Raw genomic sequence first — 17818 nt, 5'->3', positions numbered from 1 at the left:
GAGGGGTCCGTGCGCCCGCTCCCGGGCGCGCGGGGAGGGCGTCAGTCGCGCTCGCGCAGCAGCCAGAACTGGGCCGCCGTGATGAGCCCGACGACGAGGACGAGCACGAGCGACAGCGCCGTCGCGGCGCCGACCTGCAGCTGGACGAAGGCCCGGTTGTAGATGTTGAGCACGACCGGCGTCGTCGCCGTGCCGGGCCCGCCCTGGGTGAGGATGAAGAACTGGGTGAAGGCCAGGAACGAGCCGATGACCGAGATGATGAGGCTCATCGCGATGGGCCGGCGGATCATCGGGATGGTGATGCGGAGCTCCCGCTGCCACCAGCTCGCGCCGTCCATCTCCGCGGACTCGTAGGCCTCGCGGGGCACGCCCTGCATGCCGGCCACGAGCAGGAGCATCGTCAGGCCCGAGACGCCCCAGACGACGAGCACGCAGATGAGCCCGGTCGCGAGCGGCCCGTCGACGAGCCACGCGGTCTGCCCGTCGGTGATGCCCAGTGCCTCGAGCACGAGGTTGACCGCGCCGCTGCCGGGCTGGGCCTCGAGGACGAGCAGGAAGCTCAGGGTGGACAGGCCGATGACGTACGGCAGGAAGAAGAGCGTCCGCAGCGCCGTCGAGCCGCGCCGGTTCGCGCGGACGACCACGGCCATGAGGTAGCCGACGACGAGGATCGGCCCGGTGACGATGGCCGTGTAGAGCAGCGTGTACCCGACGGCCTGCTGGAAGGCGGTGTCGCTCGCGATGGCCGTGAAGTTGGCCAGGCCCACCCAGTCGTAGTCGCCGATGAGGGGCCAGTTGGTGAAGGAGATGCCGACCGCGAGCACGAGCGGCAGCAGCACGAAGGCGACGACCATGACGACGGCCGGCAGCACGAGCAGGAAGCCCGTGCGCTCGCGGTGGGTGAGGGTGCCGAGGGACGTCCGGCGGGTCGGCGCCCGCCCGCTGGCGGCGGCGCCCGTGGTCGCGGACGCCCCGGTGCCGGCGGACTGCGCGGGCGCGCTCATAGCTGCGCCTGCTCGAGGATGCGGTCGTACGCCGCCTGGCCCGTCTCGAGCGCCGCGTCGACGTCACCGCCGAAGACCGCCTCGCGCACGAGCGCGAAGTAGGGGCTGTCCGGCTGGTTGTAGAGCAGGTTGTACGGCAGCGTCCGCGGGGCGAAGCCCTGGCTGATCTGGTCCAGCGGCAGCACCGCCAGCGGGAAGTCCTGCCGGTAGCGGTCCGTCGCGGCGTCGGACCGGATCGGGATGAAGCCGTTCTCGGGGAGCCGCTCCTGCTGGGCGACGTCGAGGGCGAAGCGGATGAACTCCCAGGCGCCCGAGGGGTTGCGGGCGCCGCGCGGCATGCACATGTTGTCGCCTCCGTCGAAGAACGCCGTCCCCCCGCCGGGGCCGGGCAGCAGCCGGACGCTCGTCCGCGCCTGCATGTCCGCGTCCGCGGCCAGGACGGCCGAGCTGAAGTTCGAGGGGAAGAGGCCCACCTGGCCGGCGCGGAAGTCGGCGCCCCACGTCGTCCCCGCGTCGGCGAAGGCGCCGGGCTGCAGCGAGCCGCCCGTCTGCAGGCGCCGGTACAGCTCGAGGACCTGCCGCAGCGTCGCGTTGCCGGCGACGTCGCCCGTCTGGGAGCCGACGTCGCCCTCGAGCAGCCTGGCGCCCGTGGCCCACGTGTGCGGCTGGGTGACGAACCCGATGATCCCGGCGGCGTTGCCCGGCAGGGACCAGCCGATCGAGCCGTCCCCGAGGGCGGTGACCCGCTCGGCGGCGTCGACGGCGGCCTCCATCGTCGTCAGCGAGGCCGGGTCGACGCCCGCCCGGTCGAGCAGGTCGTCGTTCGCCCAGAGCATCGAGACGTCGGCGAGGAAGGGGACGCCGTAGACGCGCTCGCCGACGGTGGCCAGCTGGAGGTGGCCCGGGCTGAGGAGGTCGGCGTAGGGGAGCGACCGCACGAGCGGCGTCATGTCGGTGAAGACGTCGCGGAAGATGAAGAGCATCGCGTTGATGTCGTCGATGTCGACGACGTCGGGCACCTCGCGGCCGCGGATCGCCGTGGCGAGCTTGGTGACGTACTGGCCGTCGAGGACCGGCGTCACCTCGACGCGGATCCGGTCCTGGCTCGCGTGGAAGGCCTCGACGACGCCCTGCACGCCCGCCTGCGTGGCGCCGCGCGTCCACACGCGCACGACGCCGCTCGCGTCCTCGCCGAAGCCGGCCGCCGTCACGTCCGGCTCCGGCAGCTGCCCCGCGCACCCCGCGAGCGCGCCCGCGCCCGCGAGCGCGAGCAGCGACCTCCTGGTGAGCTCCATCGCCCCTCCGTCCTCCTCCGACCGCGCCCCCGTGGGTCCGCGGCGCCTCCCCGGGCGGCGGCGTCGCCGCCCGGGTGGTGCCCGCGCCGCCGTCGTGGCGCGGGCGGTCCGGCCTCAGGCCGTGGGCAGCCACACGCGCATCGGCCCGGGGCCGCGGTTGGCCCACGTCGCGTAGGGGACGGCCGTGACCTCGACGCGCTCGCCCGTCCCGGGCCGGTCCGCCCCGGCCGGGAGGAAGGTCGCCGCGGCGTCGTCGCGCCCCCGCAGCGCGGCCGAGAGGCGCACGCGCACCGCGCCGCCCAGGGCGTCGTCGGGGCCGGCGTCCTGCGCGGGGGCGCCGGCGTCGACGACGAGGTCGTCCACGGACGCCCCGTCCGGGAGGTCGCGCTGCTCGACGGCGTAGACGAGCGGTCCGCGCTCGAGGGCCAGGCAGCCGCGGGCGTCGTCGACCCGCGCGTCGGCGCGGGTCCAGCGGGGCCGCACGGGCAGCACGAGCACGAGCTCCTCGCCCGCCTCGAGACCCTCCGCGCGGGCGTAGGTCCCCGGCGCGACGTCCTCGGCGGCGTCCCCGCGCCGCAGCGTCGCGCCCTCGGCCCAGCCGGGGACGCGCAGGGAGAGCGCGGCGGAGGGCGGCGCCTCCTCGACGCGCACGCGCACCTCGCCGTCGACGGGGTACCCCGTCTCGACGCGCAGGCGCAGCGGCCCGTCCTCGAGGTCGACCTCGACCTGTCCCGGTGCGAAGAGGTGCAGCTGGACGCCCGTGGCGTCCGTCGTGGCGAGGTAGCCGTCGAGGCTCGACAGGGTCCGCATGACGTTGGGCGGGCAGCACGCGCACCCGAACCAGCTCTGCCGGCCGCGGGCGGGGCTGCGCTCGTGGTCCGCGTGGGCGCCGTCCCGCACGTGGAGGGCGTTGACGTAGAAGTACTCGTCGCCGGCGAGGGAGACGCCGGCGGCGAAGCCGTTGGCGAGCATCCGCTCGAGCGCGTCGGCGTAGAGCGCCTCACCGGTGGCGAGGAGCATCCGCCAGGCCCACTGGACGCCGCCGATGGCGGCGCACGTCTCGGCGTACGCCCGGTCCGAGGGCAGCTCGTGGGGGTCGCCGAAGGCCTCGCCGTCCCAGCGCGAGCCGAGGCCGCCGGTGACGTAGGTCTTCGTGGCGAGCATGTGCGCGAACTGGGTGCGCAGCGCCGCCAGCAGGTCGGTGTCGCCGGTCTCGACGGCGACGTCGGTCGCGCCGGCGGCGAGGTAGACGGCGCGCACGGCGTGGCCCTCGACCGTCGTCGCCTCGCGCACGGGGACCCGGTCGGAGAAGTACGTCGGCTCGTGGCCGTGCGCGGCCACGAGGCCGTGGCCGCGGGCCTCGACGTGCCACCGCGCGGCCTCGAGGTAGCGGCGGTCGCCCGTCTCGCGGAACAGCTCGACGAGGCCCATCTCGACGACCGGGTGGCCGTCGACGTCGCGCAGCTGCCCCTCGCCGTCGCCGAAGACCTCGACGAGGTGGTCGGCGAGCCGGACCGCCACGTCGAGGAGGTCGCGCTCGCCCGTGGCCCGCGAGAGCGCGACGGCCGCCTGGAAGAGGTGCCCCGCGCAGTAGAGCTCGTGGCTCCACGGGAGGTTGGCGTACCGGCTCCGGGGGCCACCGGAGCCGTCGACGGCCCCGCCCGTCACCTGCACGACGGAGTCCAGGTAGCCGTCCTCGGCCTGGGCCGCGGCGACGACGGCGACGACCTCGTGGATGTCGGCGAGCAGCCGGTCCGACGGCGCGCGCCCCTGCTCCCAGGCGGCGGCCTCGAGCCACTTGTAGACGTCGGAGTCCATGAAGACGGGCCCGCGCGTCTCGCCGGGGGCGCCGGCGGCGATCCGCAGGTTGTCCAGGTTGCCCCACTCCTCGAGGTGCCGGCGGCCCTCGGGGAGGGCGCGCTCGGCGTTCGCGCGCTGGCGGTCGGCCCACCACCCGCCCTCGACGCGGGCCCGGCCGGGCGGCACGGGCGCGAGCGCGGTGGTGCCCGCGCTGGGGGCCGCGGGGCCCGCGGTGGCGGCACCGGTGCGGGCGGGGACGTCTGCTGCAGTGGCCACGGATCTCCCTCGATCGCGGAACGCTCAGAACACGTTTTCCTGCGGTGACCGTAGACCCGCCGCGCGCGTCCGGGCAAGACCCTCGCGGCAGCGCTTCCCTACACTCCCGGGACGGCGGGCGGTCGCCCGGCGCCGGGGGCCGCACGAGCGCGCGGCACGGCGGCACGCTCGTGCCGCGGAGAGGGGTCGAGGTGGCCACCAGCACGCGGGGCCCCGGTGCGGCCACGGCGCGGCCCGTGCGCATCGTCGACGTGGCGGCGCTGGCGGGCGTCGCCCCCGGGACGGCGTCCAAGGCGCTGAGCGGCACCGGGCAGCTGCGCGAGGAGACCCGGGCGCGCGTGCGCCGCGCCGCCGAGCAGCTGGGCTTCACGCCGGACGGCGTGGGGCGGGCGCTGTCCTCCGGCCGCAGCTTCACCGTGGGGCTCGTGACCACCGACAGCATCGGCCGCTTCACGCTGCCGGTCGTCCTGGGCGCCGAGGACGCCCTGGGCGCGGGCGACGTCGCCGTCCTGCTCTGCGACACGCGCGACGACCCCCTGCGCGAGCGCCACCACCTGCGCTCGCTGGCCTCGCGCCGCGTGGACGGCGTCATCGTCACCGGCCGCCGCACCGACCCGCGGCCGCCCGTCGACGTCGCCGTCCCCGTCGTCTACGCCTTCCAGCCGTCGTCGCGGGAGGAGGACACGAGCGTCGTCGTCGACGAGCGGGGCGGCGCGGCCGCAGCCCTGGCCCACCTGCACAGCCTCGGGCGCCGGCGCGTCGGCCACGTGACGGGCGCCCGCTCGCACGCCTCCGCCCGCGCCCGCGCGGACGCGGTGCGCGACGCGGCGCTCGCCGCGGGGCTCCCGCTCGTCGCCGACCCGCTGCACGGGGCGTGGAGCGAGGAGTGGGGGCGGCGCGCGGTGGACCTCCTGCTGCGGGCGGCGCCCGACCTCGACGGCATCACCTGCGGCAGCGACCAGGTGGCCCGGGGCGCCTGCGACCGCCTGCGCGAGCTGGGCCGCGCCGTGCCGGACGACGTCGCCGTCACGGGCTTCGACGACTGGGACGTCATGGCCCTGGCCAGCCGGCCCCCGCTGACGACCGTGGGCCTGGAGATGCACGAGGTCGGCCGGACCGCGGCCCGGCTCCTGCTCGAGGCGGTGGACGGCAGGCCCTCGCCCGGGCGCACGGTGCTCCCGACGCACCTCGTGGTCCGCGGCTCGACGATGGCCTGACGTCGGGGGACCGGCGGTCGAGCGTCGGTCGCCCCCGTCAGGCCGGCGGCTCGACCGTCACCGTGCAGGCCGCCTCGCGGACCCCGCCGGGCGCGACGTGCTGGCCGTAGGGCTTGTCGCGCAGCTCGCCCTGCCACCCCTCGGGCGAGGCCAGGCCCGCCCACGGCTCGAGGCAGACGAAGTCGGCGCCGGAGGGCTTGGACCAGACGCCGAGCTGGGGGAAGCCCTCGACGTCGAGGCGGACCGTCGGGGTGCCGGGCGCGCCGTAGCGGACCGTGCGGCTGCGGACCGGGTCCATGACGACGGCGTCGTCGGCGAAGAGGCCCTCCTGCAGCGGCAGGACGTCGCCCTGCACCGGCGTGGGCACGGGCTCGGTGAGCAGGCCCCCGCGGACCCCGCGGACGTCGTCGGGCTCGGGCTCGGCGAAGCGCACGACGTGGTCGGTCTTGGCGACCCCGTCGACGAGCGGCCAGCGGAAGGCCGGGTGCCAGCCGAGGGAGTAGGGCAGCGGCTCGTCGCCGTGCGTGCTCACCGTCCAGCGGACCGACAGCGCGTCGCCGGCGACGTCGTAGGCGACGACGAGGGAGAAGGGGAAGGGGTAGTGCTCGCGCGTGGACCCGTCGTCGACGAGCCGCAGGACGGCGCGCGACGGCGACGCCTCGAGCAGCTCGAAGTCGCTGTCCCGGGCGAAGCCGTGCTGCCCCATGGGATAGCGCCGGCCGTCGACGACGACCTCGTCGTCCGCGACCCGGCCCACGACGGGGAAGAGCACCGGCGCGTGCCGCCGCCACTCCGGGCCGGCCTGCCACAGCAGCTCGAGGGGGTCGTCACCGCCCGGGCCGCCGTCCCCGGCCGGGGGCGCAAACCGCAGCGACTGCAGCTCGGCCCCGTGGCGGGCGACGACGACGGACAGCCGGTCACTCGCGATGCGCACCTCGTCCATGCCGCCATCCTCGCGCCGACGTCGTCCATCCGGGCCGCCGGGAGGGGCCGGCGCGCGGGCCACCCGCCGTCCACCGCGCCGTCACCGCGTGTCCCCCCGGACTTCGTAGCCTTCCTCCGCCTGCAGCCGTCCCGACGGCGGAGAAGGGCTACGAAGTCCGCCCTCGGCGGGGGCCAGGAGGTGCGTGATGACGAGCGCGGACGGCGCTTCGCGCCTGCGGCGGCAGCTGGGGACGGGCGACGCCGTCGTCGTGGGCGTCTCGTCGATGCTCGGCGCCGGGGTCTTCGCCGCGCTGGCGCCCGCCGCGGCGGCTGCCGGTGCGGGGCTGCTCGTCGGCCTCGCCGTGGCCGCGGTCGTCGCCGCGTGCAACGCGACGTCGTCGGCGCAGCTCGCCGTGCAGCACCCCTCGTCGGGGGGCACGTACCTGTTCGGGCGGCGCCAGCTCGGGCCGTGGTGGGGGTACGTCGCCGGCTGGGGCTTCGTCGTCGGCAAGACCGCGAGCTGCGCGGCCATGGCGCTGACGGCGGCCGCCTACGCCGTGCCGGGCCCGTGGCAGCGACCGGCGGCGGCGGTGCTCGTCGTCGCCCTCGCGGCGCTGGGCTACCGGGGCGTCACGCGCACGGCGCGGGCGGCGCGCGTGCTGCTCGCCGTCGTGCTGCTCGCCCTCGCGCTCGTCGTGGTCTCGGCCGCCGCCGGCCGTGGGGGCGCGTCGGGCGCGGCCTCCCCGCTCGACGGCCTGCTCGCGCCGGGCGACGGCGGCTGGCGCGGGGTCCTGCAGGCCGCGGGGATCCTCTTCTTCGCCTTCGCGGGCTACGCGCGCGTGACGACGCTCGCCGAGGAGGTGCGGGCGCCGGAGCGGACGATCCCGCGAGCGGTGCTCCTGGCCCTGGCGGCGGTGCTCGTCGTCTACGGCGTCGTCGCGGTGGCCGCCCTCGGAGCGCTCGGCCCCGCCGCGCTGGCCTCGGCCGCGGCGCCGCTCGAGCAGGTGGTGGGCGCCGGGCCGTGGCCGGGCGCCGGTGCGCTGGTGCGGCTGGGCGCCGTGGCCGCCTGCTGCGGCGCCCTGCTCGCGCTGCTCGCCGGGATCAGCCGCACGGCGCTCGCCATGGCCCGCGAGGGCGACCTCCCGCGCTGGCTCGCGGCCGTGCACCCGCGCCACGGCGTGCCCCACCACGCCGAGGTGGCCGTCGCCGCGGTCGTCGCCGTCGCCGTCCTCCTGGGCGACCTGCGCGAGGTCATCGGCTTCTCCTCCTTCGGGGTGCTCGTCTACTACCTCGTCGCCAACCTCTCGGCCTTGACCCAGACGCGCGAGCACCGGATCGCCCCGCGGGCCGTCGCCGTGCTGGGCGCGGTCGGGTGCGCCGTCCTCGCCCTCTCGCTGCCGACGTCGTCCGTGGTCACGGGCTCGGGCGTCCTGGTCGCAGGGGTCGCGCTGCGCCTGGTGCTGCGCCGTCGGGCGGGGCGCTCGGCCTGAGACGGCGAGCGCCCCGCGAGCGGGGCTCGCGGGGCGCTGCCGGTGGTGCCTGGTCGTGCGGGGGAGGACCGGTCAGCGGCTCTCGCCCGGGTGCAGCAGGGACTGCGGGTGCTCGACCTCCTTCATCCGACCGCTCTTGATGTCGTCGAGGAAGCTGCGCACCTCCTGCCTGACCACCGGCATGAGCAGGTACAGGCCGAGGATGTTGACGAAGGCGCAGGCGAAGAGCATCGCGTCGGCGAAGTCGAGGACGGCGCCGAGCGTGAGCAGCGTGCCCAGCACGGTGAAGGCCAGGTACGTGATCTTGAAGATCGTCTCCGACGTGCGGCTGCGCCCGAAGAGGGTCGTCCACGCCTTGAGGCTGTAGTAGCTCCAGGTCACGAGCGTCGAGTACGCGAAGAGCGCGACGGCGATGACGAGGAGGTACGGGAACCAGCCGGCGACCTCGGCGAAGGCGTCGGAGGTGATGATGACGCCGTCGGTCGCGTCGCCGCCCTCGGCGACCGCCGCGCGCGAGGCCACGTAGGAGGCCGGGTTGGCGATGATGATCGTCAGCGCGGTCATCGTGCAGATGAGCACGGTGTCGACGAAGGGCTCCAGCATGGCGACGAAGCCCTCGGTCACGGGTCGGTCGGTCCGCACCGCGGAGTGCGCCGTCGGGGCGGAGCCGACCCCGGCCTCGTTGGAGAAGGCGGCGCGCTGGAAGCCGATGATGAGCGCGCCGAGCGCGCCGCCCATCACGCCCTCGGGGGAGAACGCGCCCGCGAAGATGGACCCGACGGCCTCCGGCACCTGGCCGATGTTGAGGGCGATGACGACGAGGCAGGAGACCACGTAGAAGATCGCCATCGCGGGGACGAGGCGGCTGGTGACGGCGCCGATCGACTTGATGCCGCCGATGATGACGACGCCGACGAGCGCCGCGAGCCCGAGGCCGAACAGGAGGGTGGCGAAGGAGCTGCTGAAGAGGCCGTCCTCGCCGCCGGTCACGTTGCGGACCTGGGCGAAGGTCTGGTTCGCCTGGAACATGTTGCCGCCGCCCATGCCGAACAGCAGGATCGCGACGGCGAAGAAGCCGACGAGGAACTTCGAGACCCCGCGGGCGAGGACGCCGTCGCCGAAGCGCGCGAAGGCGGCGCGCAGGTAGCGGAACGGGCCGCCGGTGACGGACCCGTCCTCGTGGATCTCTCGGTACTTCACGCCGAGGGTGCACTCCACGAACTTCGTGCACATGGAGATCAGGCCGGCGACGACCATCCAGAAGGTGGCGCCCGGTCCGCCCGTCGCCACGGCGACGCCGACGCCGGCGATGTTGCCGAGCCCGACGGTGCCCGAGACCGCCGAGGTGAGGGCCTGGAAGTGGGTGACCTCGCCGGGCTCGTCGCCCCGCGTGTACTTGCCGCGCACGATGCGCAGCGCCAGCGGGATGTGACGGATCTGGGGCACGCCGAAGACGACGGTGAAGATGACGCCCGCGGCGATGAGCCACACGACCACCAGGGGGAGGCCGGGGCCGAAGGGGAGGGTGAAGAAGATGATCGACTGGGCCACCTCGGTGATCGGGGTGAACCGTTCGTTGACGAAGTCCTCGATGCCGGTCACGGGCGCTCCTCCGGGCTCGGGTGCGCGCTGGTGCGCGGGGGTGGGACCGCGCGGCGGGTCGCCGGCGGGCGGGGCTCGGGGTGTGTGTCGCCCAGACGGGCTACCGGGCTGGTCATCGGTGCAGGGTGGCGCCACCCCCGGGGGGGCGCAAGGATCCCCGGCCGTCGTGGCCGTTCCGTGACCGTCGGGGCCGAGGCGGGCCGCCGGGCGCCGCCGGTCAGCCGGCCTCCCCCCGGCGGGCCCGGTCGACGAGGTCGGCCGCCGTCTCACGGAGCTTGGTGTTGGTGCGCTGGCTCGTGCGGGAGAGGTGGGCGAAGGCCTCGTCGGCGTCGACGGCGAGGCGCGCGATGAGCACGCCCTTGGCCTGCTCGATGACGGCGCGCGAGCGCATGGCCTCCTCCATCTGCGCGGCGAGACGGGCCGTCGAGCCGTAGAGGGAGGCGTTGGCGAGCGCGACCGCCGCGTACGAGGCGAAGGTGCGGGCCAGCTCGACCGTCCTCGGCGAGAGGGCGCCGCTCAGGCTGTAGAGGTTGAGCGCGCCGACGATGCGCTGGGCCACGGGCAGGCCCAACGAGGCGGCCGCGACGACGCCCTGCCGCCGGGCCTCCCGGGCGAAGTCGGGGTAGAGGCCCCGGAGGTCCTCCAGGTCGAGGAGGACGACCTCGCCCGAGACCGCGGCGTCGAGGCAGGGCCCGAAGCCGGCGTCGTACTGGCGCTCGTCGAGCGCGGCCGCGACAGAGCCGGTGAAGGCCGCCGAGCGGGCCCGGCCGTCCTCGACGAGCGTGAGAGAGAGCGCCTCCACCCCGGGCAGCACCCTGGCGGCGAGGTCGGCGACCCGCTGCAGGTACTGGCCCAGGGGCTGGTCGAGGGGCAGTCGGCCCAGCTCGGCCAGGACGAGCGCGACGTCCTCGTCGGCGGGCTCCTCCTCGAGGGGCCGGGTGGTGCCAGCGGTCATGCCGCCCTCCTGCTCCGCGTCCGCCGGGTCGGCGGGTCTCGGCGGGGCGGTGGCTGCACCCCGCGCCGGTGGGACCGGCGCCGGCGTCGGCGTCCGTCGTCCGGGGCCGCCACCGGCGCGCCGACTCTAGGGGGCCGCTCGAGGTGAGCCGCTCGACCACCGGCCCGCCTCGCCGGCACCTCGTGGCCGGGCGGGGCGGCGGCGGGGGCGGCCGTCCGGGGGAGGGGAGGAACACCGGGGCGCCCACAGGAGTTGAGCGGCATAGACTCAAGTCTCGACGGCGCCAGCCGTCACCCCGCCAGACCGCCGGGCCACCGGCACGCACGAGGAGGCACCCGTTGGACGCCGAGTTCACGACGAGGACCCGCGAGGCCATCACCGCGGCGGTGCAGGCCGCCGCCGCGGCCGGCCACCCGCAGGTGGAGCCCGCCCACCTGCTCGCCGCGCTCACCGAGGACGCCGCCGGCGTCGTCGCCGGGCTGCTCGAGGCCGTGGGGGCGCAGCCGTCCCGCGTGCGCGACCAGGCGCAGGGCCTGCTCGCCGCGCTGCCCCGGACGTCGGGGCAGACGGTCGCGCAGCCGCAGCTCTCCCGCGGGGCCCTGGCCGCGGTGCCCGTGGCCCAGCAGGAGATGCGCTCGCTGGGGGACTCCTACGTCTCCACCGAGCACCTGCTCCTCGCCCTCGCCGCCGACACGGGCGCGACCGGCGGGCTGCTCCGCTCGGCGGGGGCCACCCGCGACGCGCTGCTCGACGCGCTGCCCCGGGTGCGCGGCGCGGCGAAGGTCACGTCGCCGGACCCGGAGGGCACCTACAACGCCCTCGAGCAGTACGGCACCGACCTCACGCAGGCGGCCCGCGACGGCCGCCTCGACCCCGTCGTGGGGCGTGACGCGGAGATCCGGCGGGTGGTGCAGGTGCTCTCGCGGCGCACGAAGAACAACCCCGTCCTCATCGGCGAGCCCGGCGTCGGCAAGACCGCCGTCGTCGAGGGGCTCGCGCAGCGCATCGTCGACGGCGACGTCCCGGAGTCCCTGCGCGGCAAGCGCCTGGTCTCCCTGGACCTGGCCGCGATGGTCGCGGGCGCCAAGTACCGCGGGGAGTTCGAGGAGCGCCTCAAGGCGGTCCTCGCCGAGATCCAGGGCAGCGACGGCCAGGTCGTCACCTTCATCGACGAGCTGCACACCGTCGTCGGCGCGGGCGGTGGCTCCGAGGGCGCCATGGACGCGGGCAACATGCTCAAGCCGATGCTCGCCCGCGGGGAGCTGCGGCTCGTCGGCGCGACGACGCTCGACGAGTACCGCGAGCGCGTCGAGAAGGACCCGGCGCTCGAGCGCCGCTTCCAGCAGGTGTTCGTCGGCGAGCCCGACGTGGCCGACACGGTGACGATCCTGCGCGGCCTCAAGGAGCGCTACGAGGCGCACCACAAGGTCACCATCACCGACGGCGCCCTCGTCGCGGCCGCCCAGCTCTCCGACCGGTACATCACCGGCCGCCGCCTGCCCGACAAGGCCATCGACCTCGTCGACGAGGCCGCCTCCCGCCTGCGCATGGAGCTCGACTCCTCGCCCGTCGAGGTCGACGAGCTCAGCCGCGCCGTCGACCGCCTCGTCATGGAGGAGATGGCGCTCGCCAAGGCCGCCGAGGACGACCCGGGCGCCGCCGAGCGCCTGGAGCGGCTGCGCGCCGACCTCGCGGACCGCCGCGAGCGCCTCGCCGGGCTGTCGGCGCGGTGGGAGCGCGAGAAGAGCGGCGTCAACCGCGTCGGCGAGCTCCGCGCGCGCCTCGACGGGCTGCGCTCGGACGCCGAGCGGGCCTACCGCGACACCGACTGGGAGACGGCGTCGCGCCTCACCTACGAGGAGATCCCCGCGGTCGAGCGCGAGCTCGCGGAGGCCGAGGCCGACGAGGCCGGTGACGCCGGGGAGGAGCCGATGGTCGCCCAGCGCGTGGGCGCCGACGACGTCGCCGACGTCGTCGCCGCCTGGACCGGCATCCCCGCCGGGCGCCTGCTGGAGGGGGAGCAGGACAAGCTGCTGCGGATGGAGGAGGTGCTGGGGCGCCGGCTCGTCGGCCAGCGCGCCGCCGTGGAGGCCGTCTCCGACGCCGTCCGGCGCAGCCGGGCCGGGGTCAGCGACCCCGACCGGCCCACCGGCTCCTTCCTCTTCCTCGGCCCCACGGGCGTCGGCAAGACGGAGCTGGCGAAGTCGCTGGCGGACTTCCTCTTCGACGACGAGCGCGCCATGGTCCGCATCGACATGAGCGAGTACGGGGAGAAGCACTCCGTCGCGCGTCTCGTCGGGGCGCCCCCCGGGTACGTCGGGTACGACCAGGGCGGCCAGCTCACCGAGGCGGTCCGGCGGCGCCCCTACGCCGTCGTGCTGCTCGACGAGGTGGAGAAGGCGCACCCCGACGTCTTCGACGTCCTCCTGCAGGTGCTCGACGACGGGCGGCTCACCGACGGCCAGGGCCGCACGGTCGACTTCCGCAACGTCGTCCTCGTCATGACGAGCAACCTCGGCAGCCAGCACCTCGCGGACCCGTCGCGGTCCGCGGAGCAGCAGCGCGAGGCCGTCATGGTCGAGGTGCGCCGCGCCTTCAAGCCCGAGCTCCTCAACCGGCTCGACGAGGTCGTCGTCTTCGACCCGCTGGGCACCGAGGAGCTGAGCCGCATCGTCGCCATCGCGGTCGACCGGCTCGCCGACCGCCTCGCCGAGCGGCGGCTGGGACTCGAGGTGACGCCGGCCGCGCGCGACTGGCTGGCCCTCGAGGCCTACGACCCGGCCTACGGCGCGCGGCCGCTGCGCCGGCTCGTGCAGCGGGAGGTCGGCGACCGCCTGGCCCGCGCTCTGCTGGCGGGCGAGGTGGGCGAGGGCGACGTCGTCGTCGTGGACGTCGACGAGCCCGAGGTCACCGGGGCCGACCTCGCCGGGGACGGCGCGCCGCTGGCCCTCGCGGCCGCGCCCTCGGGGGCGGGCGGCGCGACCGGCGGGGCCGACGGCGACGTCGCGCCGGGGCGCGGGGCGGGGCAGCCGCTGGGGGCCGCGGGCTCGGGGCGGCGGGGCCGCTCGGGTCTCGTCCTGCGGCGCCGGGAGCCCGCGGACGCCTGACCGGAGCCGCCGCGCCCGGCGTCCGCCGGGCGCGGCGACCGGTCGTCGCCGTGGGCACGTCCACACAAGTGTGGACATCCCGGAGGGGCCTCGGGGCTGGTTGCTCGGAGCAGAGGAGTTCTACTCTCGGGGGGCGGCGCACAGCGCCGGGAGGTGTCGTCGACGGCCGTGGCCCGCGGGGGGGTCCACGGCCGTCGGCGCACCGGGGCCCGGCGCCGGCCACGAGCTGACGCGCCCGGTGGCGACCGCCAGGACCGAGCGCGAGGTGCCGGGGCGTCGGCTGCGCGAGCGGGCGTCCGGTGCGCGAGCCGGGTAGCGGCTGCGCCCGCCGGGTGTCAGCTGCGCGAGGAGACGATGGCGCGCGAGGCCCAGCGCACGAGCCCGCGGGGGGCGTGCCGGGCGAGCTGCACGACCGCGGCGTAGCGCGTCGTCGGCACGGACACCACGCGGCCGCGGGCGACGTCGTCGAGGGCCGTGCGGACGAGCTCGTCGACGTCGACCCAGCCGATCTCGGGCATGTGGCCCATGCGCAGCGCGGCGCGCTCGTGGAACTCGGTGCGCACGAAGCCGGGGCACAGCGCCGTGACGGTGACGCCGGTGCCCGCCAGCTCGTTCGACAGCCCCTCCGAGTAGGCGGTGACCCACGCCTTGACCGCCGAGTAGCCGCCCATGGTGACGAAGCCGGCGACGCTCGAGACGTTGAGGACGGCGCCGCGCCCGCGGTCGCGCATCGCCCGCCCGGCGGCGCCGCCGAGGACGAGCACGGCGCGGCACATGACGTCGAGGGCGCGCTCCTGCTCCGAGGTGTCCTCCGACAGGAGCTTCGAGGACAGGCCGAAGCCCGCGTTGTTGACGAGCAGGTCCACCGGGCGGGCGGCGTCGCCGAGGCGGTCGGCCACGCGCTGGACGTCGGCCCGGTCGGCGAGGTCCGCGCGCAGCACCTCGACCCGCGTGCCGCCGGCGCGCAGCCGCTCGGCCGTCTCCTCGAGCCGGGCGGCGTCGCGGGCCACGAGGACGAGGTCGTGACCGCGGCCCGCCAGCTCGCGGGCGAAGGCCGCCCCGATGCCCGAGGTGCCGCCCGTGACCAGTGCCGTCGCCATGGGGAGGACCGTAGCGAGCAGCGCCCCCGGCACCCGACCCGTCCCGCCCCCGGCACCCGGAGCCGTCGCGCCCCCGGCCGCCGACCCGTCCCGCCCGGTCCGCCCGCCCGCTCGCGCCGCGGGTAGCGTCGCCGCCCGTGCGCATCGCCACGTGGAACGTCAACTCCGTCCGGGCCCGCGTCGACCGCCTGGTGGCGTGGCTCGAGCGCAGCGACGTCGACGTCGTGGCGCTCCAGGAGACCAAGTGCCGGGACGACCAGTTCCCGGAGGACCGGCTGCGCGAGGCCGGCTACGAGGTCGCCCACCACGGGCTGAGCCAGTGGAACGGCGTCGCCGTCCTCTCCCGGGTGGGCCTCGAGGACGTGCGCGTCGGGTTCCCGGGTCAGCCGGGCTGGGGCGAGGGCGCGGAGGCCGAGGCGCGGGCCATCGGGGCGCGGTGCGGCGGCGTCGACGTGTGGAGCCTCTACGTGCCGAACGGCCGGGCGCTCGACGACCCGCACTACGCCTACAAGCTCGACTGGCTGGCCCGGCTGCGCGACGCCGGGAGCACCTGGCTCGCGGAGGACCCGCGGGTGCAGGTCGCCCTCTGCGGCGACTGGAACGTGGCGCCCACGGACGAGGACGTCTGGGACCCGGACGTCTTCGCGACGAGCACCCACACCTCCGAGCCCGAGCGCGCGGCCTTCCGCGCCGTCGTCGACGCGGGCTTCGCCGACGTCGTGCGCCCCCACGCCCCCGGGCCGGGGACGTACACGTACTGGGACTACACCCAGCTCCGCTTCCCCCGCCGCGAGGGCATGCGCATCGACTTCGCGCTGTGCTCGCCGGCGCTCGCCGAGCGCGTGACGGGGGCGGAGATCGACCGGCAGGAGCGCAAGGGCAAGGGCGCCAGCGACCACGCGCCCGTCCTCGTCGACCTCGCGGACGCCTGACCCACCGCCTCGCCGCCCGCGCGTCCGACCGCCGCGGGGCGACCGCTCCGCACGTCCCGGGCGCCGTCAGCCGGCCCGGCCGTCGCCGGGGTGACGGGCGCCGACCTGCAGCTCGCTGCGCCACACCACGTGGTCGACCTCGCGTGCAGGGGCGCCGAGGACGGCCGCGGCCGCCTCGAGCAGCGCCGCGGCCTCCAGCGCGCCGGGCCGCGAGCCCGCGCGGGCCGGCTGACCTCCCGCCAGGAGGCCGCGGACGAGGCGCGAGGTGAAGCGGCGGACGTCGTCGTCGGGCACGACCTGCTCCGCGCCGGCCAGGAGCAGCAGCCGGTGCCACGACCGACCCGACGACTGCCCCGCGGCGGCGCACCAGGCCGCCCGCACGGCCTCCCACCGCTCGGACGCCGGTGCCGCAGGGGGCTCCACCGGGGGCCACGGCGCCCCGGCCGCCCGGGCCCGCGCCCGCGCCCGCGTGTGGGCCTGCGCCGCAGCGGCCCGGTGGTCGCGGAGGACGGCCAGGAGGTCCGCCGTCGTGACGACGCCGACGCCGACGAGGGCCTCCGCCGCCTCGCGCACCGCGGTCGCCTTGAGGGGGGCGTCCGCGGTCGACGCCGTGCGGTGCCTTGTGGCCAGCGCGGCGGCCCACGCCTCGTCGTCCCCGGCGGCGGTGAAGGACGCCAGCAGCGCCGGGGCGTCGAGCCCGTCATCCGGTCCGCCCGTGCCGGCGAGGTGCTCGCGCACCCGGGCCACCACGCCCGCGACGGCGGTCGGCCGCACCCGGGGCGCCCAGACGGCCTCGACCACGCAGAGGGCCAGCGAGGCCGGGTGCCCGACCGGGGGCTCGACCCGCACCCCCGCGGCCTCCAGCCGGTGCGCGGTGCGGAGGACGTCCTCGGCGACCACGTCGGCGAGCCCGCCCCAGGTGTCGGACGGCTCGGTGGGGTCGTTGGTCCGCTCGAGGCGCAGGTCGTCCGGCTCGGCCTCGGCGCCGGTCCCGGGTCCCCCACCGGGCACGGGGCGGAGCGCCTCGTCCCGGCTCGGGCGCGCGGCGGGGCGTGCGGTCGGGTCGGTGCCGCCGAGCCCCTCGGAGGGGCGCCCCGCGTCGCCCGAGGCGGGGTCGGCCGGGCCGGTGCTCGTCTCGCTGCTCATGGCGAGACCGTGGCGCCCGCCCCCGCCGCCGCGGCGGCGCCCGGCCCGGTCTGTGGACGACCTCGCTAGCGTGGCGGCCTGTGGACGCCGCCGAGACCGCAGACCTGCCCGTCGACGCGCTGGGGGACGCCCGCGAGCGGCTCCTGGCCCTCATCCGCGAGACGGCGGTCGTCCGCGGCCGGGTGACGCTGTCCAGCGGCGCGGAGGCCGACTACTACGTCGACCTGCGCCGCATCACGCTGCACCACGAGGCGGCGCCGCTGGTCGGGCGGGTGATGCTCGACCTGGTCGACGGGCGGGGGCTCTCGCCCGACGCCGTGGGCGGCCTGACGATGGGCGCCGACCCCGTGGCGGCGGCGATGCTCCACGCCGCCTCGGCGCAGGGCCGCCCGCTCGACGCCTTCGTCGTCCGCAAGGAGGGCAAGGCCCACGGCCTGCAGCGGCAGATCGAGGGCCCGGCGGTGGAGGGCCGCGCCGTCGTCGCCGTCGAGGACACGATGACGACCGGCGGCTCGGTCATGACGGCCGTCGAGGCGCTGCGCGCCCACGGCGCGCAGGTGCTCGCCGTGGCCGTGCTCGTGGACCGCGACACCGGGGCGCGCGAGCGCATCGAGGCGGAGGGGCTCGACTACCTCGCCGTCTTCACCAAGGACGAGCTCGGCCTCGACGACGGCCCGGCCGCCGGCGCCGGCACGGGGGAGCCCGCGCGCCCCACCCTCTGACGCTCAGCCGCTCAGCCGCTCAGCCGCTCAGCCGCTCAGCCGCTCGGACGTCCGTCGCCGGCGGCTGCTGCTCCTGGGCCGGTCGCGTCGCCGCGAGGCGGTCCCGGCGAGCGGTGGTCCTCCGCCCCGGCCGTCGTGGTCGGCCGGGTGATGATGCGCGCCCGTCTGCCGGGAGGAGCTCAGAAGGGTGGTGGGCCTTCGCCCCAGCCGCCGTGGTCGGTGCCGTCGGGGTGGGTGGGCGTCGTCGT

General features: G+C 76.7%; 13 protein-coding genes. 5 read left to right on the top strand and 8 right to left on the bottom strand.

Features of this window, described 5'->3' with window-relative positions:
* Window positions 1–41: 41 nt before the first annotated feature.
* The 3 genes from Q0789_RS15455 to Q0789_RS15445 form a co-directional block, all read right to left on the bottom strand.
* Window positions 42–1004 carry a carbohydrate ABC transporter permease gene (locus Q0789_RS15455; protein WP_298806807.1) on the bottom strand — a complete coding sequence of 321 codons (963 nt, stop codon included), beginning with the start codon at window positions 1002–1004 and terminating at the stop codon, window positions 42–44.
* Complete coding sequence (locus Q0789_RS15450) at window positions 1001–2299, bottom strand: sugar ABC transporter substrate-binding protein (protein WP_298806805.1); 1299 nt, start codon at window positions 2297–2299, stop codon at window positions 1001–1003. The genes Q0789_RS15455 and Q0789_RS15450 overlap by 4 nt, the downstream gene beginning before the upstream one ends.
* Window positions 2300–2413: 114 nt before the next feature.
* Window positions 2414–4375, bottom strand: coding sequence for a beta-L-arabinofuranosidase domain-containing protein (locus Q0789_RS15445; RefSeq protein ID WP_298806804.1), 1962 nt, complete (start codon window positions 4373–4375; stop codon window positions 2414–2416).
* Window positions 4376–4566: 191 nt separating this feature from the next.
* On the opposite strand from Q0789_RS15445, the gene Q0789_RS15440 reads away from it, so the two are divergent.
* Window positions 4567–5592, top strand: coding sequence for a LacI family DNA-binding transcriptional regulator (locus Q0789_RS15440; RefSeq protein WP_298806802.1), 1026 nt, complete (start codon window positions 4567–4569; stop codon window positions 5590–5592).
* 37 nt (window positions 5593–5629) lie between these two features.
* Here Q0789_RS15440 and Q0789_RS15435 read toward each other — a convergent pair whose 3' ends face one another.
* Entirely contained in the window at window positions 5630–6535 is a 906-nt protein-coding gene (locus Q0789_RS15435) for an aldose 1-epimerase family protein (RefSeq protein ID WP_298806800.1), read from the bottom strand.
* 187 nt (window positions 6536–6722) lie between these two features.
* On the opposite strand from Q0789_RS15435, the gene Q0789_RS15430 reads away from it, so the two are divergent.
* A complete protein-coding gene (locus Q0789_RS15430; RefSeq protein ID WP_298806797.1) occupies window positions 6723–8006 on the top strand; it encodes an APC family permease in 1284 nt (427 codons plus the stop codon).
* Window positions 8007–8078: 72 nt separating this feature from the next.
* On the opposite strand, the gene Q0789_RS15425 is transcribed toward Q0789_RS15430, so the two are convergent.
* The gene (locus Q0789_RS15425; protein WP_298806795.1) at window positions 8079–9608 is read right to left on the bottom strand and encodes a sodium:alanine symporter family protein; all 1530 of its coding nucleotides are present in this window, start codon (window positions 9606–9608) and stop codon (window positions 8079–8081) included.
* Window positions 9609–9825: 217 nt separating this feature from the next.
* Window positions 9826–10563, bottom strand: coding sequence for a GAF and ANTAR domain-containing protein (locus tag Q0789_RS15420; protein WP_298806793.1), 738 nt, complete (start codon window positions 10561–10563; stop codon window positions 9826–9828).
* A 338-nt stretch (window positions 10564–10901) separates the two neighbouring features.
* On the opposite strand from Q0789_RS15420, the gene clpB reads away from it, so the two are divergent.
* A complete protein-coding gene (gene clpB, locus Q0789_RS15415; protein WP_298806791.1) occupies window positions 10902–13670 on the top strand; it encodes an ATP-dependent chaperone ClpB in 2769 nt (922 codons plus the stop codon).
* Between the two features lie 335 nt (window positions 13671–14005).
* Here clpB and Q0789_RS15410 read toward each other — a convergent pair whose 3' ends face one another.
* Complete coding sequence (locus Q0789_RS15410) at window positions 14006–14770, bottom strand: SDR family oxidoreductase (RefSeq protein WP_298806789.1); 765 nt, start codon at window positions 14768–14770, stop codon at window positions 14006–14008.
* 137 nt (window positions 14771–14907) lie between these two features.
* Here Q0789_RS15410 and Q0789_RS15405 point away from each other — a divergent pair, with 137 nt between their 5' ends.
* Window positions 14908–15702 (top strand): exodeoxyribonuclease III, encoded by a 795-nt coding sequence (locus Q0789_RS15405; protein ID WP_298806787.1) that lies wholly within the window; start codon window positions 14908–14910, stop codon window positions 15700–15702.
* A gap of 66 nt (window positions 15703–15768) precedes the next feature.
* Here Q0789_RS15405 and Q0789_RS15400 read toward each other — a convergent pair whose 3' ends face one another.
* Complete coding sequence (locus Q0789_RS15400) at window positions 15769–16848, bottom strand: hypothetical protein (RefSeq protein ID WP_298806785.1); 1080 nt, start codon at window positions 16846–16848, stop codon at window positions 15769–15771.
* A gap of 80 nt (window positions 16849–16928) precedes the next feature.
* Here Q0789_RS15400 and pyrE point away from each other — a divergent pair, with 80 nt between their 5' ends.
* On the top strand, window positions 16929–17570 hold the full coding sequence (gene pyrE / locus Q0789_RS15395; RefSeq protein WP_298806783.1) for an orotate phosphoribosyltransferase: 642 nt from the start codon (window positions 16929–16931) through the stop codon (window positions 17568–17570).
* Window positions 17571–17818: the final 248 nt, after the last annotated feature.

The organism is uncultured Pseudokineococcus sp. (assembly GCF_947499845.1).
Lineage (GTDB): Bacteria > Actinomycetota > Actinomycetes > Actinomycetales > Quadrisphaeraceae > Pseudokineococcus.
The sequence above is the reverse complement of the archived record's forward strand: the minus strand, read 5'-3'. Positions and strand labels throughout refer to the sequence as shown.